Annotated in this window: 23 protein-coding genes and 2 pseudogenes; 18 read left to right on the top strand and 7 right to left on the bottom strand. The window is 61.8% G+C overall.

All coding sequences use genetic code 11. The features are described 5' to 3' along the window. The 10 genes and pseudogenes from J1G37_RS27200 to J1G37_RS27155 form a co-directional block, all read left to right on the top strand. Positions 1-1,026: pseudogene (locus J1G37_RS27200) on the top strand (hypothetical protein); the annotation flags it as partial. Between the two features lie 250 nt (positions 1,027-1,276). Further along, positions 1,277-2,587, top strand: coding sequence for a sugar ABC transporter substrate-binding protein (locus J1G37_RS27195; RefSeq protein WP_207046693.1), 1,311 nt, complete (start codon positions 1,277-1,279; stop codon positions 2,585-2,587). Between the two features lie 177 nt (positions 2,588-2,764). Continuing rightward, positions 2,765-3,655 (top strand): sugar ABC transporter permease, encoded by an 891-nt coding sequence (locus tag J1G37_RS27190; protein WP_207046692.1) that lies wholly within the window; start codon positions 2,765-2,767, stop codon positions 3,653-3,655. 10 nt (positions 3,656-3,665) lie between these two features. Further along, positions 3,666-4,496, top strand: a complete 831-nt coding sequence (locus tag J1G37_RS27185) for a carbohydrate ABC transporter permease (RefSeq protein ID WP_016968929.1) — start codon at positions 3,666-3,668, stop codon at positions 4,494-4,496. A gap of 22 nt (positions 4,497-4,518) precedes the next feature. Next, the gene (gene ugpC, locus J1G37_RS27180; protein WP_207046690.1) at positions 4,519-5,622 is read left to right on the top strand and encodes a sn-glycerol-3-phosphate ABC transporter ATP-binding protein UgpC; all 1,104 of its coding nucleotides are present in this window, start codon (positions 4,519-4,521) and stop codon (positions 5,620-5,622) included. Positions 5,623-5,638: 16 nt separating this feature from the next. Continuing rightward, on the top strand, positions 5,639-7,114 hold the full coding sequence (locus J1G37_RS27175) for a mannitol dehydrogenase family protein (RefSeq protein ID WP_207046688.1): 1,476 nt from the start codon (positions 5,639-5,641) through the stop codon (positions 7,112-7,114). A 156-nt stretch (positions 7,115-7,270) separates the two neighbouring features. Then, positions 7,271-8,752 carry a xylulokinase gene (gene xylB, locus J1G37_RS27170; protein WP_207046686.1) on the top strand — a complete coding sequence of 494 codons (1,482 nt, stop codon included), beginning with the start codon at positions 7,271-7,273 and terminating at the stop codon, positions 8,750-8,752. A gap of 12 nt (positions 8,753-8,764) precedes the next feature. Further along, a complete protein-coding gene (locus J1G37_RS27165; RefSeq protein ID WP_207046684.1) occupies positions 8,765-9,703 on the top strand; it encodes a carbohydrate kinase in 939 nt (312 codons plus the stop codon). A 171-nt stretch (positions 9,704-9,874) separates the two neighbouring features. Then, a complete protein-coding gene (locus J1G37_RS27160; RefSeq protein WP_207046682.1) occupies positions 9,875-10,129 on the top strand; it encodes a DUF2790 domain-containing protein in 255 nt (84 codons plus the stop codon). Between the two features lie 81 nt (positions 10,130-10,210). Then, complete coding sequence (locus J1G37_RS27155; RefSeq protein WP_207046680.1) at positions 10,211-10,609, top strand: hypothetical protein; 399 nt, start codon at positions 10,211-10,213, stop codon at positions 10,607-10,609. A gap of 1 nt (position 10,610) precedes the next feature. On the opposite strand, the gene J1G37_RS27150 is transcribed toward J1G37_RS27155, so the two are convergent. Together J1G37_RS27150 and ilvA are read right to left on the bottom strand one after the other, a co-directional pair. Next, positions 10,611-10,877, bottom strand: coding sequence for a DUF1652 domain-containing protein (locus tag J1G37_RS27150; RefSeq protein ID WP_207046678.1), 267 nt, complete (start codon positions 10,875-10,877; stop codon positions 10,611-10,613). Positions 10,878-11,110: 233 nt separating this feature from the next. Then, positions 11,111-12,133 carry a threonine ammonia-lyase, biosynthetic gene (gene ilvA, locus J1G37_RS27145; RefSeq protein ID WP_207046676.1) on the bottom strand — a complete coding sequence of 341 codons (1,023 nt, stop codon included), beginning with the start codon at positions 12,131-12,133 and terminating at the stop codon, positions 11,111-11,113. A gap of 255 nt (positions 12,134-12,388) precedes the next feature. Here ilvA and J1G37_RS27140 point away from each other — a divergent pair, with 255 nt between their 5' ends. Continuing rightward, positions 12,389-12,592 (top strand): ParD-like family protein, encoded by a 204-nt coding sequence (locus J1G37_RS27140; RefSeq protein ID WP_207046674.1) that lies wholly within the window; start codon positions 12,389-12,391, stop codon positions 12,590-12,592. Then, positions 12,589-13,344, top strand: a complete 756-nt coding sequence (gene map, locus J1G37_RS27135; RefSeq protein WP_207046672.1) for a type I methionyl aminopeptidase — start codon at positions 12,589-12,591, stop codon at positions 13,342-13,344. The genes J1G37_RS27140 and map overlap by 4 nt, the downstream gene beginning before the upstream one ends. Positions 13,345-13,492: 148 nt before the next feature. Here map and J1G37_RS27130 read toward each other — a convergent pair whose 3' ends face one another. After that, a complete protein-coding gene (locus J1G37_RS27130) occupies positions 13,493-15,079 on the bottom strand; it encodes a RimK family protein (RefSeq protein ID WP_242551762.1) in 1,587 nt (528 codons plus the stop codon). Between the two features lie 94 nt (positions 15,080-15,173). On the opposite strand from J1G37_RS27130, the pseudogene J1G37_RS27125 reads away from it, so the two are divergent. Beyond that, a pseudogene (locus J1G37_RS27125) lies at positions 15,174-15,617 on the top strand (N-acetyltransferase); the annotation flags it as partial. Position 15,618: 1 nt separating this feature from the next. On the opposite strand, the gene sfnG reads toward J1G37_RS27125, so the two are convergent. Next, entirely contained in the window at positions 15,619-16,704 is a 1,086-nt protein-coding gene (gene sfnG, locus J1G37_RS27120) for a dimethylsulfone monooxygenase SfnG (RefSeq protein ID WP_207046668.1), read from the bottom strand. Positions 16,705-16,954: 250 nt separating this feature from the next. Between sfnG and J1G37_RS27115 the strand changes: the two genes are divergently transcribed. After that, complete coding sequence (locus J1G37_RS27115) at positions 16,955-18,193, top strand: acyl-CoA dehydrogenase family protein (RefSeq protein ID WP_207046666.1); 1,239 nt, start codon at positions 16,955-16,957, stop codon at positions 18,191-18,193. Between the two features lie 142 nt (positions 18,194-18,335). Here J1G37_RS27115 and J1G37_RS27110 read toward each other — a convergent pair whose 3' ends face one another. Beyond that, a complete protein-coding gene (locus J1G37_RS27110) occupies positions 18,336-19,121 on the bottom strand; it encodes a sulfite exporter TauE/SafE family protein (RefSeq protein WP_207046664.1) in 786 nt (261 codons plus the stop codon). Between the two features lie 194 nt (positions 19,122-19,315). Here J1G37_RS27110 and J1G37_RS27105 point away from each other — a divergent pair, with 194 nt between their 5' ends. The 3 genes from J1G37_RS27105 (at position 19,316) to J1G37_RS27095 (ending at position 21,072) form a co-directional block, all read left to right on the top strand. Beyond that, the gene (locus J1G37_RS27105) at positions 19,316-19,834 is read left to right on the top strand and encodes a DUF3455 domain-containing protein (RefSeq protein WP_207046662.1); all 519 of its coding nucleotides are present in this window, start codon (positions 19,316-19,318) and stop codon (positions 19,832-19,834) included. Between the two features lie 66 nt (positions 19,835-19,900). Beyond that, positions 19,901-20,407 (top strand): sigma-70 family RNA polymerase sigma factor, encoded by a 507-nt coding sequence (locus tag J1G37_RS27100; protein ID WP_207046660.1) that lies wholly within the window; start codon positions 19,901-19,903, stop codon positions 20,405-20,407. Beyond that, positions 20,404-21,072, top strand: a complete 669-nt coding sequence (locus J1G37_RS27095) for an anti-sigma factor (RefSeq protein ID WP_207046658.1) — start codon at positions 20,404-20,406, stop codon at positions 21,070-21,072. The genes J1G37_RS27100 and J1G37_RS27095 overlap by 4 nt, the downstream gene beginning before the upstream one ends. Here J1G37_RS27095 and J1G37_RS27090 read toward each other — a convergent pair whose 3' ends face one another. Both J1G37_RS27090 and J1G37_RS27085 read right to left on the bottom strand, forming a co-directional pair. Continuing rightward, complete coding sequence (locus J1G37_RS27090) at positions 21,073-22,374, bottom strand: ATP-binding protein (RefSeq protein WP_207046656.1); 1,302 nt, start codon at positions 22,372-22,374, stop codon at positions 21,073-21,075. Between the two features lie 3 nt (positions 22,375-22,377). After that, positions 22,378-23,079 (bottom strand): response regulator transcription factor, encoded by a 702-nt coding sequence (locus J1G37_RS27085; RefSeq protein ID WP_017738648.1) that lies wholly within the window; start codon positions 23,077-23,079, stop codon positions 22,378-22,380. 294 nt (positions 23,080-23,373) lie between these two features. On the opposite strand from J1G37_RS27085, the gene J1G37_RS27080 reads away from it, so the two are divergent. Beyond that, the gene (locus tag J1G37_RS27080; RefSeq protein ID WP_207046654.1) at positions 23,374-24,528 is read left to right on the top strand and encodes an efflux RND transporter periplasmic adaptor subunit; all 1,155 of its coding nucleotides are present in this window, start codon (positions 23,374-23,376) and stop codon (positions 24,526-24,528) included.

Below are 24,528 nucleotides of genomic sequence, written 5' to 3'. Positions count from 1 at the left end.
GACGTACTGGGTGCCGGTGGTGCATTGATTACTTCAACGGAAGCGGCGAATGGGTTGGTGAACAAGGCGGTATTGCGCAGTTGGTTGACGGCGTTGGCCAATAATGCGCAGATCACTGTGACTGCCGCAGTAAACTTTTTTGGTGGTGCGGATAGGGGGAATGCGGTTGAATTTTCTTCGACGAGTTACACGGTCAAGAGCCAGATCACTACGCCAGTCACTTTGACTGTGCATGACTCTAAAGGGCAGCTTGCGAACAATGCCACGACGTACGATACCAGCGTGACACTCAGAGGTGAGGCTGCCGCAAACCAGCAGGTCCGGGTATATGAAAACAATTCCTTCCTGGTTGATTGCCCGACAAACAGCAGCGGCGACTGGAGCTATGTACGTAGCCTTTCAGCACTCGGGAGTTATGCGTACCACGCAGTGGGGCTATATGGTACTCAACCTACATCGACTACCACGACCATCATCCGTGCCGCCGCACTTTCCATGAACACGGCTGCGGTATCGCTCTCTCAACGCATTTGGATCTGGAGAGATGACGCAAACTACCCACCACATAGTGGCCCAGGTGTGTTTACGCGAAGTGCCACCGGCGGCAAACTGCCCTACACCTACAGCTCAAGTAATACAGCATGTGCAAAAGTGGATCAATTCGGCAAAGTGTCCATACGTGGAAACGGCGCCACGTCTATCTCTGTCAGAGATGCCAATAACGTCACGCTGAGCTATTCCGTCTCCGTCACTGGGGTGAAGTACTTCATGGACTTTGGCGGTGGTGGTGGCTACGGCGAGAGTGGCAAACAAGCAAGCAATAAAGGTGGGAGACTGCCTAGTTTGGCTGAACTACGGGAGATTTATAGTATGTACGGAGGCGAGTCATACAGAGGGCAAAAACATCAAGCATTCTGGGCTACCGACTCTGCTGGCTTTCTAGCACGCTGGGGGAAAAACCTGTACACCGGTGGCGAAGTGACCGGCTCTGAGCTGGGCATGGGACTAACACTTGTTATTTTCTGACAGATAGAAACCGGAGCAGGTGGCTCCCCACCTGCCCGGACTACCAGCCTCTCTCGATTTCCGACCTTTCCCTTGCGGCAGAGCCCCCGCAGCAGTGCAAAAAAGTATCAGTGAAAGTGCTCCCAAGGATTTGTCACAACCCCGTTTCAAGGCTGTAATCAACCGCACACTCTTCCTGACTCCTTGTAGGAAGACACAACAACAATAACTGTCCTTCTGTAGCCCCCTGGGCGCGGAAACGGAGTGCGCGATGAAGTTCACAGCAAAAGTTCTGCTTGCCTCTACCTGCTTGACTATCAGCGCCGTCAGCCTTGGCGCGCAAACCCTGACCATTGCCACCGTCAACAACAGCGACATGATCCGCATGCAAAAGCTCTCGAAAACCTTCGAGGCCGAGCACCCGGAGATCAAGCTGAATTGGGTGGTACTCGAAGAAAACGTACTGCGCCAACGCTTGACCACCGACATCGCCACCCAGGGCGGGCAGTTCGACGTGCTGACCATCGGCATGTACGAAGCTGCACTGTGGGGCGCGAAGGGTTGGCTGGAGCCGATGAAGGACCTGCCGGCCTCCTACGACCTCGATGATGTATTCCCTTCGGTGCGTGACGGTTTGTCCGTCAAAGGTTCGCTGTACGCCCTGCCGTTCTATGCCGAAAGCTCGATCACCTATTACCGCACCGACCTGTTCAAGGACGCCGGGCTGACTATGCCTGAGCACCCAACCTGGACGCAGATCGGCGAATTCGCCAGCAAACTCACCGACAAGACCAAAGAGCAATACGGCCTGTGCCTGCGCGGCAAAGCCGGTTGGGGCGAGAACATGGCCCTGATCACCACCCTGGCCAACGGCTACGGTGCGCGCTGGTTTGATGAGAAATGGCAGCCGGAATTCAACGGGCCAGAGTGGAAGGACGCGCTGAACTTCTACGTCGACAACATGAAAAAATCCGGCCCGCCGGGTGCGTCCAGCAACGGTTTCAACGAAAACCTCGCGCTGTTCAACAGCGGTAAATGCGCGATCTGGGTCGATGCCAGCGTGGCCGGCTCGTTTGTTACCGACAAGACCCAGAGCAAGGTGGCTGACCACGTCGGCTTTACCTTCGCCCCACACGAGAAGACCGACAAGGGCACCTCGTGGCTGTACTCCTGGAGCCTGGCGATCCCCACCAGTTCCAAAGCCAAGGACGCCGCCAAGGTGTTCGCCAGCTGGGCGACTTCCAAGGAATACGGCGCCTTGGTGGCCAAGACCGATGGCGTAGCCAACGTCCCACCGGGCACCCGGACCTCGACCTACAGCGATGAGTACATGAAGGCCGCGCCGTTTGCCAAGGTGACCCTGGAATCGCTGAAAGTTGCGGACCCGACCAAGCCGACGCTCAAGCCAGTGCCGTATATCGGTATCCAGTTGGTGACCATTCCTGAGTTCCAGGCGATTGGGACACAGGTCGGCAAGTTCTTCTCCGGGGCGCTGACCGGTCAACAGACCGTGGATCAAGCCTTGACCGCCGCACAGACCACCACCGAGCGTGAAATGAAGCGGGCCGGTTACCCCAAATAGTCCTGCCCGCATCCCTGTAAATGTGGAAGCCGGGCTTTTGTGGGAGCTGGCTTGCCTGCGATACAGACACCTCGGTCTGTCAGTCACACCGAGGTGATGCCTTCGCAGGCAAGCCAGCTCCCACATTGACCGCGCTCCGACGCAGATTCTGTATGTATCTGACTGGCCTTGAATACCATGAATACACCCCCCAAAAACCGCCTGGCCAACCCCGGCTGGTTTCTTGTCAGCCCCTCGGTCGCCCTGCTGCTGCTGTGGATGATCGTGCCGCTGGGCATGACCCTGTACTTTTCGCTGATCCGCTACAACCTGCTCTACCCCGGTGAAAACCAATTTGTCGGGCTGGAAAACTTCACCTACTTCATCACCGATTCGGGCTTCCTGCCCGGCGCCACCAACACCCTGTTGCTGGTGGGCAGCGTGCTGCTAATCAGTGTGGTGCTTGGCGTGCTGATCAGCGCCCTGCTCGAAGCCAGTGAGTTCTTCGGGCGCGGCCTGGTGCGGGTGTTGTTGATCTCGCCGTTCTTCATCATGCCCACCGTCGGTGCGCTGATCTGGAAGAACCTGATTTTCCACCCGGTGTCGGGGATTCTCGCCGCCGTGTGGAAATTCTTCGGCGCCGAACCGGTGGACTGGCTCGCCCATTACCCGTTGCTGTCGATCATCATCATTGTGTCGTGGCAATGGCTGCCCTTCGCCATCCTGCTGCTGATGACCGCCATGCAGTCCCTCGACCAGGAACAAAAGGAAGCCGCGCGCCTGGACGGCGCCGGCGCCATCGCGATCTTCTGGCACCTGACCCTGCCGCACCTGGCCCGCCCGATTGCCGTGGTGGTGATGATCGAGACGATCTTCCTGCTCTCGGTGTTCGCCGAAATCTTCACCACCACCAACGGTGGCCCGGGCTACGCATCCACCAACCTCGCCTACCTGATCTACAACCAGGCGCTGGTGCAGTTCGACGTGGGCATGGCCTCGGCCGGCGGCTTGATTGCCGTGGTCATCGCCAATATCGCGGCGATCATCCTGGTGCGGATGATCGGCAAAAACCTGACTGACAAGCCTTGAGGGCCGCGCCATGACGCTTCAACAATCCCGCCGCCTGCAAAGCCTGTTGCTCGGCACGTTGGCCTGGGCCATCGCGATCCTGATCTTCTTCCCAATCTTCTGGATGGTGCTGACCAGCTTCAAGACCGAAATCGACGCGTTCGCCACGCCGCCGCAGTTCATCTTCACGCCGACGCTGGAGAACTACCTGCACATCAACGAGCGCAGCAATTACTTCGCCTACGCCTGGAACTCGGTGGTGATTTCCTTCAGCGCCACGGCCCTGTGCCTGCTGATCTCGGTGCCGGCGGCCTACTCCATGGCCTTCTACGAAACCCAGCGCACCAAAGGCACGCTGCTGTGGATGCTGTCGACCAAAATGCTGCCACCGGTGGGCGTACTGATGCCGATCTACCTGCTGGCCAAGAGCTTTGGCCTGCTGGACACGCGCATCGCGCTGATCATCATCTACACCCTGATCAACCTGCCGATTGTGGTGTGGATGGTTTACACCTACTTCAAGGACATCCCCAAGGACATCCTCGAAGCCGCCCGCCTGGACGGCGCGACCCTGTGGCAAGAGATGGTCCGCGTGCTGCTGCCGATTGCCAAGGGTGGCCTGGCATCCACGGTGTTGCTGTCGCTGATCCTGTGCTGGAACGAGGCGTTCTGGTCGCTGAACCTGACCTCGTCGAATGCCGCGCCGTTGACCGCGCTGATCGCCTCCTACTCCAGCCCCGAAGGCTTGTTCTGGGCCAAATTGTCCGCCGTGTCGACCCTGGCCTGTGCGCCGATCCTGATCTTTGGCTGGATCAGCCAGAAACAGCTGGTGCGCGGTTTGTCCTTTGGCGCTGTTAAATAATAATTCCAAGCGGAGGCCCATCATGGCCAACCTGAAAATCAAGAATCTGCAAAAAGGCTTCGAAGGTTTCTCCATCATCAAGGGCATCGACCTTGAGGTGAACGACAAGGAATTCGTGGTCTTCGTCGGCCCGTCGGGCTGCGGCAAATCCACCCTGCTGCGCCTGATCGCCGGCCTGGAAGAAGTCAGCGACGGCACCATCGAACTGGATGGCCGCGACATCACCGAAGTGACCCCGGCCAAGCGCGACCTGGCGATGGTGTTCCAGACCTACGCCTTGTACCCGCATATGAGCGTGCGCAAGAACATGTCGTTCGCCCTGGACCTGGCGGGCGTGGACAAGAAGCTGGTGGAGAGCAAGGTCAGCGAAGCCGCGCGCATCCTGGAACTGGGCCCGTTGCTGGAGCGCAAGCCCAAGCAGCTGTCGGGCGGCCAGCGCCAGCGCGTGGCCATTGGCCGGGCGATTGTGCGTAACCCGAAGATCTTCCTGTTCGACGAGCCGCTGTCCAACCTCGACGCCGCGCTGCGCGTGCAGATGCGCCTGGAGCTGGCCCGCCTGCATAAAGAACTGCAAGCGACGATGATCTACGTGACCCACGATCAGGTCGAGGCCATGACCCTGGCCGACAAGGTGGTGGTGCTCAACAGCGGCCGCATCGAACAGGTCGGCTCGCCGCTGGAGCTGTACCACCAGCCGGCCAACCTGTTTGTGGCAGGCTTCCTTGGCACGCCGAAAATGGGCTTTCTCAAGGGCAAGGTCACCCGCGTCGACAGCCAAGGCTGCGACGTGCAACTGGACGCTGGCACCGCCGTCAGCCTGCCTTTGAACGGCGCGACCCTGAGCGTGGGCAGCGCGGTAACCCTGGGCATCCGCCCGGAACACCTGGAAATCGCCACCCCCGGCCAGACCACCCTGACCGTCACCGCCGACGTCGGCGAGCGCTTGGGCAGCGACACCTTCTGCCACGTCATCACCGCCAACGGCGAGCCGCTGACCATGCGCATCCGTGGCGACATGGCCAGCCAATACGGCGAAACCCTGCACCTGCACCTCGACCCGGCGCACTGCCATCTGTTCGACACCGACGGCGTCGCCGTGGCCCGCCCACTGCGCGCTGCCGCCTGATTTTGCGAGAGTTGCGATGAAACTGAATAAACAGAACCTCACCCGCTTGGCGCCAGAAGTACAGCTGCCGACTTATACCCCGACCGCGCAGGGCATCGCCCATATCGGCGTCGGCGGTTTCCACCGCGCCCATCAGGCGTATTACACCGATGCGCTGATGAACACCGGCGCTGGCCTGGACTGGAGCATCTGCGGCGTCGGCCTGCGCAGCGAGGACCGCAAGGCCCGCGACGACCTGGCCGGCCAGGATTATCTGTTCACCCTGTACGAACTGGGCGACACCGACGACACCGAAGTGCGCGTAATCGCCTCCATCAGCGACATGCTGCTGGCCGAAGACAGCGCCCAGGCGCTGATCGACAAACTTGCCAGCCCCGAGATTCGCATCGTCTCGCTGACCATCACCGAAGGCGGCTACTGCATCGACGACAGCAACGGCGAGTTCATGGCCCACCTGCCGCAGATCCAGCATGACCTGGCGCACCCCAAGGCGCCAAAAACCGTGTTCGGCTTTCTCTGCGCCGCCCTGACCCAACGCCGCGCCGCCGGCACCCCGGCGTTTACCGTGATGTCCTGCGATAACCTGCCGCACAACGGCGCCGTCACGCGCAAGGCGCTGCTGGCGTTTGCCGCCCTGCACAACGCCGACCTGCATGACTGGATCGCCGCGAACGTGAGCTTCCCGAATGCCATGGTCGATCGCATCACGCCCATGACCAGCACCGCCCACCGCCTGCAATTGCATGACGAACACGGCATCGACGATGCCTGGCCGGTGGTGTGCGAACCCTTTGTGCAGTGGGTGCTGGAAGACAAGTTCGTCAACGGCCGCCCGGCCTGGGAAACGGTCGGCGTACAGTTCACCAATGACGTCACGCCCTACGAAGAGATGAAGATCGGCTTGCTCAATGGCAGCCACCTGGCCCTCACGTACCTGGGTTTTCTCAAGGGCTATCGGTTTGTCCACGAGACCATGAATGACCCGGTGTTCGTCGCCTATATGCGCGCCTACATGGACCTGGACGTCACGCCCAACCTGGCGCCGGTGCCCGGCATCGACCTTGCGCAGTACAAGCAGACCTTGGTGGATCGCTTCTCCAACCAGGCGATTGCCGACCAGCTGGAGCGCGTGTGTTCCGATGGCTCATCGAAGTTTCCCAAGTTCACCGTGCCCACCATCAACCGCTTGATTGCCGATGGTCGTGAGACGGAGCGTGCGGCGCTGGTGGTGGCGGCGTGGGCGTTGTATCTGAAGGGTGTGGATGAGAATGGCGTGAGTTACACGATCCCGGACCCGCGTGCGGCGTTCTGCCAGGGGCTGGTCAGTGATGATGGGTTGATCAGCCAGCGGCTGTTGGGGGTGGAGGAGATTTTCGGTACGGCTATTCCCAATTCGCCTGGGTTTGTGGCAGCGTTCGAACGGTGTTTTACCAGTTTGCGTGACAACGGTGTCACCCAAACCCTGCAAACCCTCCTGAAGAAACCGGCTTAGAAAATGTGGGAGCTGGCTTGCCTGCGATGCAGACACCTCGGTCTATCTGATAAACCGAGGCGATGCCATCGCAGGCAAGCCAGCTCCCACACAAGCCAGCTCCCACAGTTGATCGGGTTTCCAATCCAAAACAACAATACTGCTGAGCACCCCACCATGACCCAGCAAAACCTGTTCCTCGGCATCGACTGCGGCACCCAGGGCACCAAGGCCATCGTCCTCGACGCTGCCAGCGGCAAGGTGCTGGGCCTGGGCGCCGCCGCCCATACACTGATCAGCGGCGCCAACGGCCGCCGCGAGCAAGACACCCAGGAATGGCTCGACGCCTTCACCGCAGCCACTCACCGCGCCTTGCAACAGGCCGGCGTGGACGGCCAGGACATCCTCGGCATCGGCGTTTCCGGGCAACAGCACGGCCTGGTGCTGCTCGATGAAAACGGCCAAGTCCTGCGCCCGGCCAAGCTGTGGTGCGACACCGAAACCACCGCCGAAAACGAGCGCCTGCTGCAACACCTGGGCGGTGAAAGCGGCTCGCTGGAGCGCCTGGGCGTGGCGATTGCACCGGGCTACACCGTGTCCAAGCTGCTGTGGACACGCGAGCAACACCCGGATGTGTTCGCGCGCATCGCCCATATCCTGTTGCCCCACGACTACCTCAACTACTGGCTCACCGGGCGTGCCGTCGCCGAATACGGCGATGCGTCGGGCACCGGCTACTTCAACGTGCGCAGCCGCACGTGGGATGTGGATCTGCTCAAGCACATCGACCCCAGCGGGCGCCTGGAAGCGGCGTTGCCACCGCTGATCGAGGCCGATCAAGCCGTCGGCACGATCCTGCCGGCCATCGCCGAACGCCTGGGCATCAACCCCAACGCCATCGTGTCCAGCGGCGGCGGCGACAATATGATGGGCGCCATCGGCACCGGCAATATCGCCCCCGGCGTGATCACCATGAGCCTCGGTTCATCGGGCACCGTTTACGCGTTTGCCGAGCAGCCCAACGTCAGCCCCCAGGCCTCGGTGGCGACATTCTGCTCATCCAGCGGCGGCTGGCTGCCGTTGATTTGCACCATGAACTTGACCAACGCCACCGGGGTGATCCGCGAGCTGTTCGAGCTGGACCTCGCCGCGTTCAACGCCCTGGTCGCCGAGGCCCCGATTGGCGCCGAGGGCGTGAGCATGCTGCCGTTCCTCAACGGCGAGCGCGTGCCCGCCCTGCCCCACGCCAGCGGCAGCCTGCAGGGCCTGACCATGACCAACCTGACCCGCGCCAACCTGTGCCGCGCGGTGGTCGAGGGCACCACTTTCGGCCTGCGCTATGGCCTTGACCTGCTGCGCCAGACCGGCCTGCAAAGCCAGAGCATCCGCTTGATCGGCGGCGGTTCGAAAAGCCCGCTGTGGCGGCAGATGGTCGCCGACATCATGAACACCGAAGTGATCTGTACCGAACAACCGGAAGCCGCCGCACTGGGCGCAGCGATCCAGGCGGCGTGGTGCCAATCCGGCGAATCCCTGGCCAGCCTGTGCGCCAAGTGCGTGAGCCTCGACCTGGCAAGCCGCACCCTGCCGGTGGCGGCCAGTGTCAGCGCCTATCAACAGGCCTACGAACGCTATCAACAGCACGTGGCAACCCTTTAAGAGCGAACGACTATGTATCTGGTGTGTGGTGAAGCGCTGTTTGATTTTTTCAGCGAGGAGGATGCCAGCGGGCAGGCGTCCAAGGTCAACTACAAGGCGATTGCCGGTGGCTCGCCGTTCAACGTGGCCGTGGGTTTACGCCGCCTCGGCGTCGACGCCGGGCTGTTGGGTGGCGTGTCCACGGATTTCCTCGGCCGGCGTTTATTGCAGGTGCTCAGGGATGAAGGCGTGAGCGAACAGTTTTTGGTGGAATTCGCCGCGCCGACCACCCTGTCGATGGTCGCGGTGGGCAGCGATGGTTCGCCGCAGTACAACTTTCGCGGTGAAGGCTGCGCGGATCGCCTGTTGGAGATCAGCCATCTGCCGGCACTCGGCGATGACATTCGCGGCCTGCATATCGGCTCGTTCTCCCTGGTGGTGCAGCCGGTTGGCGACACCCTGATGCGCCTGGTCCAGCGTGAAAGCGGCAAGCGCCTGATCAGCCTCGATCCCAACGTGCGCCTCAACCCGCAACCGGATATCCACCTGTGGCGCGCGCGCATCGCCGAGCTGGTCCAGCATGCCGATATGATCAAGGTCAGCGACGAAGACCTGCACCTGCTGTACCCCGAGCAATCGCCGGAAAGTGTCTTGCAAGGTTGGCTGCAACACCGTTGCCAGCTGGTGTTTCTCACCCGCGGTGGCGACGGCGCCAGCGTATTTAGCCGCCAACATGGGCACTGGTCTGCACCTGCGGTCAAAGTGGTGATGGCCGATACGGTCGGCGCCGGGGATACCTTCCAGGCGGCGTTGATTGCATGGCTCACCGAGCACGCGCTGGACTCGATAGAAGGCCTGCAACAGCTGTCCCGTGAGCAGATCGACAGCATGCTGGGGTTTGCGATTCGCGCGGCGGCCATGACCTGCAGCAAGACCGGACCCGACCTGCCTTACCGCGACCAATTGGGTTAAATCTGCGTGAAGAAGTAGGATAAATTCGCCGATCGTGTAGGCAATCGCTTTCGAATATGAAGCTTTTGTCAGGAAGCCACAAAATTAATCAATGGTTAATCTCGGGAGACAACAGTGAACGCGTCCGCCCATCACCACGATGGGCCAGCGAATCCCTGTTGGAGATCCCTCATGAACACAAAAACCCTGCTGATCGGCCTGACCTTGGCGCTCGCCGCCGTATCGGGCGTGGCACAAGCCGATTCAAAACCGGTGCCTTACCGCTATGGCATGCCCATGGATGTGCAGAAGGTGATCTCGATGAACGAACCGATGACCACTGAATGCAAGGTCATCAAGGCCGATATCAAGTTCCTCGACAAGGCCGGTGTTGAGCAGCACGTGAGCTATAAAAAGCTGTCTGACGCGTGCATGTCGCAGAATTGAAGGCTGTGCTGACAAAGGGCGGCGTAATTGCCCACGACCGGCTATCCTTGCGCGCTGATCACCCGGCCGAAAGGACTCGTCATGCCGCTGCGCTTCTATACGCTCGCCCTGTTTACCGCCCTGCTCTGCTTCGCCCTCGCCCTGACCTGGGGCCTGCGCCCCGACTGGCTGTTGTGGCTGTGGAGCGTGGAGTACTCAAGCGCCACGGCCTTGGTGGCCCGGCGTAACGCCGCGCTGTTCCTGGCCCTCGGCATCATGTTCTACCGCGCCCGCCACGCGCCACCCTCCGACACACGCCGCGCCATCACCACCGGGTTTATCACCGGGTGTTTTGTCTTGGCCGCGTTGGGTTTGAGCGAGTGGATCAGTGGCAATGCCGGCCCGGGCATCCTTCTGGCGGTGGCCACGGAAACCGTGCTGGGCCTGGCGTTTATCCAGGCCCATAGGGCTTCGGTGTTAACCCCTCAAACTGCCGGCTGAATCAATAGCCACGCCCGCCCGCTCTTTGCAGCGCGGGTGCATGGGTGTGCTTGAGGTCTTCGCGCAACCCGGTGATCAGGTTGCAAATGGCGCGGCTGCTGTCGAGTTTGTCGGCGTTGATGCCTTTGACTTCCAAATCCACCCGGTCACGGTCGCGGTCGTCATAGACCTTGATCGTCAGCGAAGCGTCTTCGGCTTTGGTGCATTCGCACCGTTTGGGCAGGAAACTTGTTTCAATAATGCTGCGTAATTCCAGTTCCGAAAGCATGGTCAACCTCTCCTTTCCTGAGACTGCCAATCGATTGTTATGAATCCGACAGGCACTGGCCTGTCACGTCTTGCCAACCCTGGAAGACGCTTGCAATCACCAGCCTACCCGGCAAAATCCGTTGCCGTTGTAACCTTTCCTCATAAGCGTCGTGCGGCGTTATATATCTGCGACAGCACCCTTTAAATCATCGCCGAACCGCGGCGATTAAACGTTTAACCCGCCAGTTCGCATCAAGCGGCACCTTGCGCAGCCACCCTTTCGGCAACATATCGCAAACTATCAAAGTTGATATTCGCCCCGGAATTGATCGCCACCAAGGTCTGCCCACGGACGCCGCTGCGCGCGACGTACTTGCGAATGCCTGCCACCGCCAACGCCCCGGATGGTTCAGTGATAGAGCGCGTGTCGTCGTAGATCAGCTTGATCGCGCTGCACAGCTCGTCGTTGCTGACGGTGATGACTTCGTCCACCCAGTCGCGGCAGATTTCAAAACCATACGCGCCGACCTGCGCCACCGCCGTGCCATCGGCAAACCCATCGACGCCCGGCAGCACCACCCGTTCACCGGCACGCAGGGCCGCCAACAGGCAGCTGGAACCTTCGGGCTCGACGCCGACGATGCGCACTTCGGGGCGCAGGTATTTGACGTACGCGGCAATCCCGGCGATCAGCCCGCCGCCGCCCACCGGCACGAAGATCGCGTCCAGCGGGCCTTGTTGCTGACGCAGGATTTCCATGGCCACGGTGCCCTGGCCGGCGATCACCTCCGGGTCGTCGAAGGGTGAGACAAAGGTGCAACCCGAGGCCTCGGCCAGTTGCAACGCATGGGCCAGGGCAAACGGAAAACTTGCCCCGTGCAGCACCGCTTCGGCACCCCGCGAGCGCACGCCCAGCACCTTGAGGTCCGGGGTGGTGGCGGGCATGACGATACGCGCCTTGATCCCCAATTCCAGGGCCGCCAGCGCCACGCCTTGCGCATGGTTGCCCGCCGAGGCCGTCACCACGCCCCGGGCCTTTTGCGCGTCACTGAGTTGCACCAGCTTGTTGTAGGCGCCACGGATCTTGAAGGAAAACGTCGGTTGCAGGTCTTCACGCTTGAGCAGCACGGTATTGCCCAGCAAGGCCGACAACGCCGGCGCCGCTTGCAAGGGCGTGCGCACCGCCAAGTCGTACACCGGGGCGGCGAGGATTTTTTTCACGTAGTGCTCAAGCAGCCCCGGGGCGGCGGTGTGGGGCGCGGTGCTGGTGCTCATGGGTGTCTCCTGGCGTGATGCTAAGGGCCCTGGAGACGGAAAAACAAAACCCGCCTCTAGGGCGGGTTTGGGTACAGCCGTGCGCTATCCCGCCAAATGAGGAATGGCGGTAATAATCATGCTTGGCTGGCTACGGAATGCTGAAAAGTTCATGCCCTGAAATTAACCGCGTACGGCGGGACGAGTCAACAAAAGGTTTACTAGCGATATACGAAACATATACGCTTTGTATATCAACCCAGCACAGTGAACCCCATGGGCATCGTCAAGATCACCGACCAACTGCACGAACAACTGCGCCTGGCCAGCGCCGCGATGGACCGTTCCATCAACGCCCAGGCCGAATTCTGGATCAAGATCGGCCTGCTCGCCGAGCTCAATCCCAACCTGGCCTACAACGACCTGATCAACAAACTGTTGCTGGACAAACCCGACCTGATCCGGGGGCGTAGCCAATGATCAAGACCGCCGCCCAACTGGCCGTGATGCGCGAATCCGGGCGCCTGCTGGCCCAGGTATTCACCATGCTCGACGGCTTTGTCGCCGCCGGCCGCTCGACCCTGGAGCTGGACAGCGCCGTCGAAGCCTTTATCCGCAACGACCTGCAAGCACGCCCCGCCAGCCTGGGCCAATACGATTACCCCTTCTCCATCAACACCTCGATCAACGAGGTGGTGTGCCACGGCATGCCCAGCGCCAAGGACGTGTTGCAGGACGGCGACATCATCAACATCGACATCACCCTGGAAAAAGGCGGCTACATCGCCGACTCCAGCAAGATGTACATGATTGGCAACGTGGCGCCCAAGGCCCGGCGCCTGGTGGAACAGACCTTCGAAGCGATGTGGGCCGGCATCCGCCAGGTCAAGCCCGGCGCTCGCCTGGGGGACATCGGCCATGCTATCCAGAGCCACGCCCAGGCCAACGGCTACAGCGTGGTGCGCGAGTACTGCGGCCATGGCATTGGCCGGCAGATGCATGAAGAGCCGCAGATCCTGCACTTCGGCCGCCCCGGCACCGGGCTGGAACTGCGTGAAGGCATGGTGTTTACCGTCGAGCCGATGCTTAACCAGGGCGGCGCCAAAGTGCGCAGCCTCAAGGATGGCTGGACGGTGGTGACCAAGGACAACAGTTTGTCGGCACAGTGGGAGCATACGGTGGCGGTGACGGCGGAGGGGTTTGAGGTGCTGACTCTCCAAGCCTCACCTTGAATCCCCCTGTGGGAACTGGATTTTTTGTGGGAGCTGGCTTGCCTGCGATGGCGGTGGGTCAGTCACAGTTGTTTTAACTGGACCACCGCTATCGCAGGCAAGCCAGCTCCCACAGTTGATCTTCCACAGTTGATCTTCTGTGTCTGTGCTACCAACCCTGGCCCTGACGCTTGAGCTCCAAGCGCCGCACAAACTCCTCCAACACCAAGCCATACAGGTCGTCCTGCAAATAGGCATCCTCGATACCCGCATCCATATTCGGGTTGTCGTTCACCTCGATCACCACCACCTTGTCGCCGGACTGCTTGAGGTCGACGCCATAGAGGCCGTCGCCGATCAGGTTGGCGGTCTTCACCGCCAGCTCCACCACCGCCTTCGGCGCTTCATGGACCGCCAGGGTGCGGCACTCGCCGTTGATGGCCTGGCCGATGGCCTTGTGGTTGTAGATCTGCCAATGGCCCTTGGACATGAAGTACTGGCAGGCAAAGATCGGCTTGCGGTTGAGCACGCCGATGCGCCAGTCGTACTCGGTGTAGAAAAACTCCTGGGCCAGCAGCAGCACCGAATGCTCGAACAGCTCGGCCGTGGCCTTGAGCAAGGCCTCCTGGCTTTCCACCTTGATCACACCCTTGGAAAAACAGCCGTCGGGGATCTTCAGCACCAACGGAAACCCGAGGCGCTCGCCGACCCGCTCGAAGTCTTCCGGTCGCTCCTTGTAGAGGATCTCGGTGGCGGGCATGCCCAGCTGATGACTGTTGAGCAGGTCGGCGAGGTAGACCTTGTTGGTACAGCGCAGGATCGACGCCGGGTCGTCCATCACCACCAGGCCTTCGCTTTCGGCTTTCTTGGCGAAACGGTAGGTGTGGTTGTCAACGCTGGTGGTCTCGCGGATCAGCAAGGCGTCGTATTCGGCCAGGCGCGCGTAGTCCTTGCGCTCGATCAACTGCACATCAATGCCCAGGCCCTTGCCCACGCGAATGAAATGCTCCAGGGCCTTGGGGTTGGACGGCGGCAATTGCTCCAGGGGATCGTGGAGGATCGCCAGGTCATAACGGGCCATCCGGCGCGAGCGCGGCTGGCGCCAGATCTTGCGGCTGAAGTTGTCGAGGGCGTGGGCGAAGTGATCTTCCTGGTCATCGCGCAACTTATGCAACGCGCCACACTTGACGCCTTCGATATGCCAGCCGTTATGTTTTTTGAATTCAACTAACAGAATCGGACAGGCAAAGGTTTCAAACAACTCACGGGCCAGATCCTGCAACGGCTCTATGGTGGTCCGGCCAAAGTAAAGGGTCAGGGTAAAGCCTTCGGTATTGCTGTAAAGATGATGACTGAGGGCTTTATCCAGGGTCTTGTCCAAGTTATCCAGGGCCAGCCCGTATAACGACTTTTTCGTCAGTTCGCTGATGGTGCGCACCGAGGGAATCACCTTGTGCCCGCGCGCCTCGGCCAGCAGCGAACAGTAGTAGCCGTGGCCCAGGTACTTGTAGCTGCGGCACAGGTTGATCACCTGCACGCGCTTGCCGGTGTCGCTGTCGCGGGTTTGCTCCAGGTATTCCTGGGCGGTGACAATGTCTTCGCTGGGAAAATAGGAGGCCCAATCTTCCTTGCGTTCGACGATGATCACTACTTGACTGGACGGCTTGGAAGTCGTGGAAAAATAACCGTTGGAAGTTATTGTCGCCGTGACACTTTGCTCGGATACTTCACGCCAATGACCTTGTACCGCTGACATAATATTTGATCCGCTTAAGAGAACTCGACCTTTTCTATTAAGCACGATCTTTTAGAGAAGTCCCGTTTCGTTACGCAACTTTTACGGCGGTTATATGGCACTTGTCTTTCGCGTTGCATGCACCACGGATATACCCGCCTTAATCACTCTAGAGCAGCAATGTTTTATCAGTGATCGGCTGTCACCGCGCAGTGTGCGCTGGATGATCAGCCGCGCCCACGGCCAGTTGCTGGTGGTGGCGCGTGACGGGCAACTGCTCGGTTATGCCCTGCTGCTGTTACGCCGCAGGAGTACGCGGGCGCGGCTGTACTCCATCGCCATCGCCGAACAGGCGCGCGGCATGGGCCTGGGCCAGCAATTGCTGGCCCGCATCGAAGCCTGCGCCGTGGCGCACCGCTGCACCCACCTGCGCCTGGAAGTGCGCACCGACAACCCCGGCGCCCTGGGCTTGTATGAACGCAACGGCTACCGGCGCTTTGCCCAGGTCGACAATTACTACGCGGACCACACCAGTGCCCTGCGCCTGGAAAAGCCCTTGCCTACGCCACCTGCTTGATCGCGGCCTTGGCTTCCAGCTCGCGCACCAGTGGCAACACACGCTTGCCGAAATACTCCACTTCTTCCTGGAAGTGCAGGAAGCCCGCCAGCACCAGGTCCACGCCCACCGCCTTGAGCGCGACAATGCGTTCGGCAATTTGCTGCGGGGTGCCGATGAGGTTGGTCTTGAAGCCGTCGTTGTACTGCACCAGGTCCTCAAAGCTGGATTTGGCCCAGTTGCCCTCGCCTTCCGGTGACGCCTTGCCCGCCTGTTTCGCCGCGTCGCCAAAGGCGTTGACGGCCTCGGGATCGGCCTTGTCGATGATTTCGGCGAGCACGGCGCGGGCCTCTTCTTCGGTGTCACGGGCGATCACAAAGGCGTTGACCCCGACTTTCACCGAATGGTTGTTGGCCGCTGCCTTGGCGCGAATGTCATCGACCTGGGCCTTGATCCCTTCAGGGGTGTTGCCGTTGGTGAAGTACCAGTCCGACACCCGCGCGGCCATGTCCCGGGCGGCCCGCGAACTGCCGCCCTGGAACACTTCCGGTTGGCCCAGGGGCTTGGGTTTCAAGGTGTAGTTGTTGAAGCGGTAGAAGTCGCCCTTGAAGGTGAAATCGTCCTGGGTCCAGATGCCTTTGAGCGCGCGGATAAATTCCTCGGAGCGGCGGTAACGTTCGTCATGCTCCAACCAAGGTTCGCCAATGGCCTGGAACTCGCCCTTGAACCAGCCGCTGACGATATTCACCGCGATACGGCCGTTGGTGAGCTGGTCGATGGTTGCCAATTGCTTGGCCGCCAGCGCCGGCTGCCAAGGCCCTGGCAGGATCGCAGCGATCACCTTGAGCGTGGTGGTCGCCGCCAGTAAGGCATGGCTGAACGCCACGGACTCATGCTGGTTCTCGGCGCCGTAGCCGGCGGTGAAACGGATTTGGGTCAGGCCGTATTCAAAGCCGGCGGCTTCCGCCAGCTGCGCCAGCTTGCGGTTGTAATCGATGCCCCAGTGGGTGCGTTGCTCGATCTTGCTGACCACCAAGCCACCGCTGACGTTGGGCACCCAGTAGGCAAATTTCACAGGCTGCTGACTCATCGGACACTACCTCGTACATAGGGGATGTACCGAAGGCTTGAGCAGCAAGCGTGCCAGCCCGGCCAAACGCCCGCGCCAGGCGGGTTGCGGCAAACGGCGTGGCGGTGCAGCGCTGTCGCAGATCGCGATGGTTTGTCGAACCACTGTTGCCAGGGCAACAGTTGCGGCAGGCCGCGCCCCGTAAACACGGGCCCGCGCACCCGGCACGGACTGTGCAATCACCCCTGCATTGACCACAGGAGCCGCCCCCATGACCGAACACCACGTCATCAACCCGCTGTCCATCGGCGTCGATTACCCCACGCTGGCCGCGCGCTTCCGGCCGATCTTCGCACGCATCGCCGCAGGCGCCGTGCAGCGTGAACAGACCCGCACCCTGCCCCATGAACCGATCCAGTGGCTCAAGGCCGCCGGCTTTGGCGCCGTGCGCGTGCCGGTGGAATACGGCGGCGGCGGCGCGTCCCTGCCGCAGCTGTTTGAACTGCTGATCGAACTGGCCGCCGCCGACTCCAACATCCCCCAGGCGTTGCGCGGGCACTTTGCATTTGCCGAAGACCGCCTCAACGCACCACCCTGCGCCAATCGCGACCTGTGGTTCAAGCGCTTTGTCGACGGCGATATCGTCGGCTGTGCCTGGACCGAAATCGGCAACGTCGCCATTGGCGATGTCGTCACCCAGGTCAGCCCCGACGGCGACAACTGGACCCTCAACGGTGAAAAGTTCTACAGCACCGGCAGCATTTTCGCCGACTGGATCGACGTGTACGCCCAGCGCAGCGATACCAAGGGCGATGTCATCGCCGCCACCCGCGCGCGCCAGCCCGGCGTGGTGCACAGCGACGACTGGGACGGCTTTGGCCAGCGCACCACCGGCAGCGGCACCTCGCGGTTTACCAATGCCGTGGTGGAAGCCGACAACGTGATCGACTTTGCCACGCGCTTCAAATACCAGACGGCGTTTTACCAACTGGTGTTATTGGCCAGCCTGGCCGGGATCGGCCGCGCCGCGCTCAACGACGTAGCCGAGCAGGTGCGCAGCCGCAAGCGCATCTACAGCCATGGCAATGCGCCCCATGTCAGCCAGGACGCGCAGATCCAACAGGTGGTAGGTGACGTCGCGGCGTTGGTCTACGCCGCCGAAGCCAGTGCGTTGAAAGCCACGCTGCCGGCACAACAAGCCTACGTGGCGCGGTTTGGCGGGGATGATGCCGCCGAGCGCGCGGCCAATGTGGCGGCTGAGATTGAATCGGCGACGGCGCAGGTGGTGGTGTCGGAGTTGATCCAGCGGGCGACCAGCCAATTGTTCAACGCGCTGGGGGCGTCGGATGTGCGCCAGGGCAAAGCCCTGGATCGGCACTGGCGCAATGCACGCACGGTGTCGTCACATAATCCGGTGATCTACAAGGCGCGGATTGTCGGGGATTGGGTGATCAATGGGACTGAGCCGCCGTTTGTGTGGCAGATCGGTAATGGCCCGGCGAGGACTTAAGGCCAGCCTCGGTTAAAAATGTGGGAGCTGGCTTGCCTGCGATGGCGGTGGGTCAGTCAAAAATGTGTTTGCTGACCCACCGCCATCGCAGGCAAGCCAGCTCCCACACAAGCCCAGTCCTACAGTTGGATTGCGTACAGCCTTAGAAGGCTAGTTTGTAGCCGATGGCCATCAACATCACTGCCAAACACGGCCGCAACACCCCGTCCGGCAGCTTGCCGGTCATGTGGCTGCCGATGTAGATCCCCGGCAGCGAGCCCATCAACAGAAAGCCCAGCAAGTGCCAATCCATATTGCCCATGCTCGCATGGCCCAGGCCCGCAACCAGGGTCAGGGGCACGGCGTGGGCGATCTCGGTGCCGACCAGGCGGCGCGTGGCAAGGAACGGATAGAGGATAAACAACGCCACGGTGCCGAGGGCGCCGGCGCCGATGGAGGTCAGCGCGACCATGGTGCCCAGGATGGCGCCGGTGACCACCGTCAGCAGGTTCAGGTTGCGCGGGCTCATGTGGTAGTCGTCACCGGCATGGCGCTGGGCGAAAGCCAGGAGCTGTTTCTTGAACAGGATCGCCAGGGCGGTCAGCAGCAGCACCACGCCGAGGGCTTGCTTGATCACCGCGTTCATCGCGCTGGGGTCGGTGTGCAGGCTGGCGAGGAACCACAGGGTCAGCAGCACGGCGGGCACGCTGCCCAGGGTCAGCCAACCGGTGATGGTCCAGTCGATGTTCTTGTTCTTGCTGTGCACCAGCACGCCACCGGACTTGGTGATCGCCGCGTACAACAGGTCTGTGCCCACGGCGGTGGCCGGGTTGATGCCGAACCACAGCAGGATCGGCGTCATCAACGAGCCCCCGCCCACACCGGTCATGCCCACGATAAAACCAACAATCAGGCCAGCAACGACAAAACCAACATTACCCACATCCATTACAACTACCTGCAGCCTTATAAATTTCTGGCGGCAGGATAGCGATTTTTCTTATAACGACTTATATCAATGTGATCTGACTTTAGATCATTTTGTTTTTTCGCCGATTTATTTATCGATACCTGCATCCATTTGCCGTGCCCATGGGTAGTACCTGCAGCAACCCTGCTGTTCTACCCAATGGAGAAACACCCATGAACGCCAAAGCATTGCTCTGCCTGACTACCCTGCTCACCGCCCCGGCTGCCTTCGCCCAGAGCGGTTTGCCCGACAGCATCAAGGTGCCGGATGGCCATAAGGTCGCGATGGAAACCACCGGTGTCGGCGAAATCACCTACGAGTGCCGCGACAAAGCCAACGCCGCCGGCCAGACCGAATGGACCTTCGTCGGCCCGAAAGCGGTGCTCAATGATCGCAGCGGCAAACAAGTGGGCACCTACTTTGGCCCACCGGCAACCTGGCAGGCCAAGGACGGTTCGAAGATCACCGGCACTCAACTGGCCGTGGCCCCGTCGAGCCCGGGCAACCTGCCGTATCAACTGGTCAAGGCCAACCCGGCTGAAGGCAAGGGCGCGATGAGCGGCGTGAGTTACATCCAACGGGTCGCGCTCAAGGGTGGCGTGGCGCCGAGCAGCGAGTGCACCACGGCCAATAAAGGCAAGCAGGAAGTGGTCAAGTACCAGGCCGACTACATTTTCTGGGCGGCCAACTGAGCAAACTCGGCTACGCTGCCCCCAGTGCAGATGAACTCGTTGTTCTGCCATTGGGGGTAGCCATACGTGTTTGATTACGAAGCCTGTCTGCTGGCCTGTGCCCGTGGCGATCAGCGCGCGTTGCGCCAACTCTACGAACAGGACAGCGGCCACTTGCTCGGCGTGGCCTTGCGCATCACCCGGGACAAGGCCCTGGCCGAAGATGTCGTGCATGACGCGTTTATCAAGATCTGGCGCGGCGCCGGCAGTTTCGACCCGGCGCGCGGTGCCGCCCGTGGCTGGGTATTCAGTGTGACCCGCCACCTGGCCCTCAATGCCATGCGCAACAGCTACCGCGAAGTGCCGCTGGGCGACGAACATGAGCCCGCCGCAACCCCCGAATTTTCCACACACTCAGGGCAGATCCACACCTGCCTGGAACAGCTCGACCCGGCCCGTCGCTCGTGCATCCTGCACGCCTATGTCGACGGTTATTCCCACAGCGAAATCGCCCGGAAACTGGACACCCCGTTGGGAACCGTCAAAGCCTGGATCAAACGTAGCCTCGCCGCGCTGCGGGAGTGCATGGCATGAGCAACCCCCTGGACGAACTGGCCAGCGAATACGTACTGGGCACCCTGCCCGGCGAACAGCGCGCCGAGGTGGAACAACGTCTCCAACACGACCCCGAGCTGCGCGCGGCCGTCGACGCCTGGGAACAGCGCCTGCTGCCCCTGACCGCCTTGGCCGAGCCGGTACCGCCCTCACCGCACCTGTGGCAGCGCATCGAGCGCAACCTCAGCGGCGTGCGCACCCCGTGGTGGGACCTGCTGGCCCTGTGGCGCGGCCTGGCCGGCGCCGGGCTGGTGGCAACGTTGGCTCTGGCGGCGCTGTTGCTGACCCGCCCAGCGAGCATTGAGCCGACGTTTGTGGTGGTGCTGGTCGCCCCGCAGAACCAGGCGCCGGGCTGGGTGATCCAAGCCAGCAACAACCAGCAGATTCAGTTGATCCCGTTGGGCGTGATGGAAGTGCCGGCGGACAAGGCCCTGCAATTCTGGACCAAGGGCGATGGCTGGCAGGGCCCGGTGTCGCTGGGGCTGGTCAAGCCGGGGCAGACGCTGTCGGTGCCGCTGGACAAGCTGCCGCCGCTGTCGCCTAACCAGCTGTTTGAGCTGACCCTGGAAGACCCGCGCGGCTCGCCGACCGGCAAACCGACGGGGCCGATCCAGGCGATTGGCCGCGCGGTGAAGGTGCTCTGATCAGGCCACGCTGGGCAGCCACACGCGAAACCGCGCGCCGCCCAAGGGTGAGGCTTGGGCGATCAAGGTGCCGCCCTGGGCTTCCATGGCGCGCCGGCTGATCGCCAACCCCAGGCCGAAACCACCGGTGGCGCGGTCGCGGCTGCGGTCGAGGCGGTAGAACGGTTCGAAGATGCGCTCACGCTGGTCCAGCGGGATGCCGATGCCGTCGTCGTCGACCCAGATCTCGCAACCGTCCGGCCCAACCCTGACGCCGACCTGAATGCGTTTATCGCAATAGCGCGTGGCATTGCGCAGCAGGTTCTGCAACACGCGGGCGGTGAGGCGCGGGTCGAGGTTGAAGCGCTCGACGGCGCAGTCGAGTGCCACATCGATGACGATCTCGGGGTTTTCCAGCTCGTCATCGACGCTGCCCAGCACGCTGTCGATAAATTCATCGAGCACCACTTCGACCCGCTCAGGCAGTTGCGCCGGGTTTTGCAGGCGGCTGTAGGACAGCAGTTCCAGCACCAGTTCATCCAGCTCGCGGATATGCGCAACAAGGCCGTGCAAGCGTTCGCGGCTGGCCTGGGGCAAGTCGTCGGACAGTGCCAGCGCCAGGCCGAAATCCAGGCGCGTGAGCGGCGTGCGCAGTTCATGGGACACGGCGTTGAGCAGGTCGCGCTGCTGGTTGAGCAGCTGTTCGACGTCATCGGCCATGGTGTCAAACACCGCCGCCAGGCTGCCGATGTTGGAGCTGGGGGGAATGCGTGTGCGTTCTGCCAGATTGCCGCGGCCCAATTGCGCGGCGGTGCTTTTCAGGCGTTCCAGGTCACGCCAGTGCGGACGCAACCAGACCAGCAGGCAGGCCAGCAACGCGGCGCCGATCAGCACGTTCATCGACCAGTACAGCAGGTTCATGTCCAGCGGGTCCGGCGGAATGGTCAGCTTGACCACGAACTGCTCGTTGATCGGCGAGCTGATGTCTTCCATCCAGCCCCACTCGCCCAGGCGGATCACCGGTTTGCCCTCGGCCAGACGTTGCGCCTCGGCAGGGGTGTAGCTGGCGTCCTGGCGCAACAGCAGTTGCACCTTGAGCGGCGCAAAGTCGGCGCTCAGCTGTTCGGTCAATTGCGACCACCGCTCCACCGGCGCGCGCAGGTACTGCTTGACGATCAGCTTCTGCATACCGCGGGACTGCTCGACGTTGTAGTCCATGTAGCGGTGTTCGAAGAGTTGGATCACCAGCTTCGGGATCAGGAAGATCGCCGCGCTGTAGGTGACGATGGTGATCAGGTACAGCCGCAGGAGGACGCGAAACATCGGTCAGCATTCCCACTCGGAACGGCTGAACAGGTAGCCCTTGCCCCACACGGTCTTGATCTTGCGCGCTTCGCCGGCGTGGTCGTCGAACTTGCGTCGCAGCTTGGAGATGGCCACGTCCACCGAGCGGTCGGTGCCGTTGAACTCGATGCCGCGCAGGCGTTGCAGGATCTGGTCGCGGCTGAGCACTTCGCCGGCGTGGCGGGCCAGCACCACCAGCAGGTTGTATTCGCCGCTGGACAGCTCCACCACCTGCTCGCGCCAGGTCACGGTGCGTTCCGACAGGTCGATGCACAGGTTGCCCATGAGGATCTGGTCGTTGGCCACCTGCGGTTCCGACAGGCTGCTGCGGCGCAGCAAGGTGCGCACCCGTGCCAGCAAGACGCGGGGCTCGCAGGGTTTGGTCACGTAGTCGTCGGCGCCCATTTCCAGGCCCAGCACCTGGTCATGGCTGTCGTCGCGGGCGGTGAGCATGAGGATCGGCAGGCCCGCCGAATCGGCGCGCAGCAGGCGGCACACTTGCAGGCCGTCGAGGCCGGGCAGCATCAGGTCGAGGATCACCAGGTCCGGTGGGTTGAGGCGCGCGCGTTCACGCACATGGTCGCCACGGCTGAGCACACTGACGTGGTAGCCATTGCGCTCCAGGTAGCTGGCAATCAGCTCGGAGAGTGCGGCGTCGTCTTCCACCAGGAGGATGTTGGGCATGGGTGTTTCCAAAAAGATACAGAAGTAAGTCGTACACAATTTCAATGCATGAACAGGCTTGTGTGGGAGCTGGCTTGCCTGCGATGGCATCAACTGGGTGGACCTGATGTACCGAGGTGCCTGCATCGCAGGCAAGCCAGCTCCCACATCAGTCCGCGTTTGTATCAGCTAGGATATACGCCCGCAGCCCAGCGTGGGCCTTGCCTTACATTTCTTCACACACGACCTACACAGCTTCACAGCACCCCGGCCCCACGGGCTTTAGGATGCACCAGTCATTATTGGGATAAGAGCATGTCGAAGAATCTGTTTGCGCCGTTTTGCCTGCTGGCCCTGACCCTTGCCCTGAGCGCGTGTGACCAGTCCGCCGCCGAGGCGCCGCAGATGCCCCTGGCCAAAGTGCGTATCGAAACCCTTGAAGCCAAGCCCCTGTCCATCAGCAGCGAGCTGAGCGGGCGCATCGCCGCGCCGCGCATTGCCGAGGTGCGTGCACGGGTGGCGGGCGTGGTGATGCAGCGGGTATTCAAGGAAGGCCATGACGTCAAACAGGGCGACGTGCTATTTCGCATCGACCCGGCTCCGTTCAAGGCCGACCTCGACAGCGCCCAGGCCAACCTGAGCAAGGCCGAGGCCAATGCGTTCCAGGCGCGCTTGCAAGAGCAGCGCTACAGCCAACTGGTGGCCGACAAGGCCATCAGCGGCCAGGACTACGACAACGCCCGCGCGGCGCTGCGCCAGACCAACGCCGAAGTCGCCGCCAACAAGGCCGCCGTGGAGCGCGCCAGGCTGAACCTGGGCTACGCCACCGTGACCGCGCCGATTTCCGGGCGTATCGGCCGTGCCCTGGTGACTGAAGGGGCGCTGGTGGGCCAGAACGAGGCGACGCCGCTGGCGATCATCCAGCAACTGGACCCGATCCACGCCGACCTGACCCAGTCCACCCGCGAGCTGAATGACCTGCGCCGCGCCTTCCGCGCCGGCAGTTTGAAGCAGGTCGGCCAGGACCAGGCCAAGGCCACGCTGATCGAGGACGACGGCAGCCTCTACCCGTTGCCGGGCAAGTTGCTGTTCGCCGAGATCAGCGTCGACCCGGGCACCGGGCAGATCATCCTGCGCAGCGAGTTCCCCAACCCGGACCTCGACCTGCTGCCCGGCAGTTTTGTGCGGGTGCGCCTGGAACAGGCCGTCGACAAGCAAGGCATCAGCGTGCCGCAACGCGCCATTACCCGTGACAGCGCCGGCATCCCGATGGTGCTGCTGCTGGACGCCGAGCAAGTCGTCAGCCAGCAACCGGTGGAGTTGGGTGCGGTGATCAACGACCGCTGGGTGGTCAACCACGGCCTCAAGCCCGGCGACCGCATTATCGTCGAAGGCCTGCAACACGCCCGCCCCGGTGAAAAAGTAGAGGTGGACAACAGCCCCACCTCCGGCCAGCTCGCAAAGGAATAA

Origin of the sequence: Pseudomonas sp. Marseille-Q1929, from assembly GCF_017316265.1 — a bacterium.
GTDB lineage: Bacteria > Pseudomonadota > Gammaproteobacteria > Pseudomonadales > Pseudomonadaceae > Aquipseudomonas.
The sequence above is the reverse complement of the archived record's forward strand: the minus strand, read 5'-3'. Positions and strand labels throughout refer to the sequence as shown.

What these genes read in the sequence shown, in the direction of transcription:
- ugpC (WP_207046690.1), top strand. Translation starts at nt 4,519, where the DNA reads ATGGCCAACCTGAAAATCAAGAATCTGCAAAAAGGCTTCGAAGGTTTC.
- J1G37_RS27175 (WP_207046688.1), top strand. Translation starts at nt 5,639, where the DNA reads ATGAAACTGAATAAACAGAACCTCACCCGCTTGGCGCCAGAAGTACAG.
- J1G37_RS27195 (WP_207046693.1), top strand. Translation starts at nt 1,277, where the DNA reads ATGAAGTTCACAGCAAAAGTTCTGCTTGCCTCTACCTGCTTGACTATC.
- J1G37_RS27080 (WP_207046654.1), top strand. Translation starts at nt 23,374, where the DNA reads ATGTCGAAGAATCTGTTTGCGCCGTTTTGCCTGCTGGCCCTGACCCTT.
- J1G37_RS27190 (WP_207046692.1), top strand. Translation starts at nt 2,765, where the DNA reads ATGAATACACCCCCCAAAAACCGCCTGGCCAACCCCGGCTGGTTTCTT.
- J1G37_RS27105 (WP_207046662.1), top strand. Translation starts at nt 19,316, where the DNA reads ATGAACGCCAAAGCATTGCTCTGCCTGACTACCCTGCTCACCGCCCCG.
- J1G37_RS27165 (WP_207046684.1), top strand. Translation starts at nt 8,765, where the DNA reads ATGTATCTGGTGTGTGGTGAAGCGCTGTTTGATTTTTTCAGCGAGGAG.
- sfnG (WP_207046668.1), bottom strand. Translation starts at nt 16,704, where the DNA reads ATGAGTCAGCAGCCTGTGAAATTTGCCTACTGGGTGCCCAACGTCAGC.
- J1G37_RS27150 (WP_207046678.1), bottom strand. Translation starts at nt 10,877, where the DNA reads ATGCTTTCGGAACTGGAATTACGCAGCATTATTGAAACAAGTTTCCTG.
- J1G37_RS27130 (WP_242551762.1), bottom strand. Translation starts at nt 15,079, where the DNA reads ATGTCAGCGGTACAAGGTCATTGGCGTGAAGTATCCGAGCAAAGTGTC.
- J1G37_RS27085 (WP_017738648.1), bottom strand. Translation starts at nt 23,079, where the DNA reads ATGCCCAACATCCTCCTGGTGGAAGACGACGCCGCACTCTCCGAGCTG.
- J1G37_RS27155 (WP_207046680.1), top strand. Translation starts at nt 10,211, where the DNA reads ATGCCGCTGCGCTTCTATACGCTCGCCCTGTTTACCGCCCTGCTCTGC.
- ilvA (WP_207046676.1), bottom strand. Translation starts at nt 12,133, where the DNA reads ATGAGCACCAGCACCGCGCCCCACACCGCCGCCCCGGGGCTGCTTGAG.
- J1G37_RS27185 (WP_016968929.1), top strand. Translation starts at nt 3,666, where the DNA reads ATGACGCTTCAACAATCCCGCCGCCTGCAAAGCCTGTTGCTCGGCACG.
- xylB (WP_207046686.1), top strand. Translation starts at nt 7,271, where the DNA reads ATGACCCAGCAAAACCTGTTCCTCGGCATCGACTGCGGCACCCAGGGC.
- J1G37_RS27110 (WP_207046664.1), bottom strand. Translation starts at nt 19,121, where the DNA reads ATGGATGTGGGTAATGTTGGTTTTGTCGTTGCTGGCCTGATTGTTGGT.
- J1G37_RS27140 (WP_207046674.1), top strand. Translation starts at nt 12,389, where the DNA reads ATGGGCATCGTCAAGATCACCGACCAACTGCACGAACAACTGCGCCTG.
- J1G37_RS27160 (WP_207046682.1), top strand. Translation starts at nt 9,875, where the DNA reads ATGAACACAAAAACCCTGCTGATCGGCCTGACCTTGGCGCTCGCCGCC.
- J1G37_RS27090 (WP_207046656.1), bottom strand. Translation starts at nt 22,374, where the DNA reads ATGTTTCGCGTCCTCCTGCGGCTGTACCTGATCACCATCGTCACCTAC.
- J1G37_RS27095 (WP_207046658.1), top strand. Translation starts at nt 20,404, where the DNA reads ATGAGCAACCCCCTGGACGAACTGGCCAGCGAATACGTACTGGGCACC.
- J1G37_RS27115 (WP_207046666.1), top strand. Translation starts at nt 16,955, where the DNA reads ATGACCGAACACCACGTCATCAACCCGCTGTCCATCGGCGTCGATTAC.
- map (WP_207046672.1), top strand. Translation starts at nt 12,589, where the DNA reads ATGATCAAGACCGCCGCCCAACTGGCCGTGATGCGCGAATCCGGGCGC.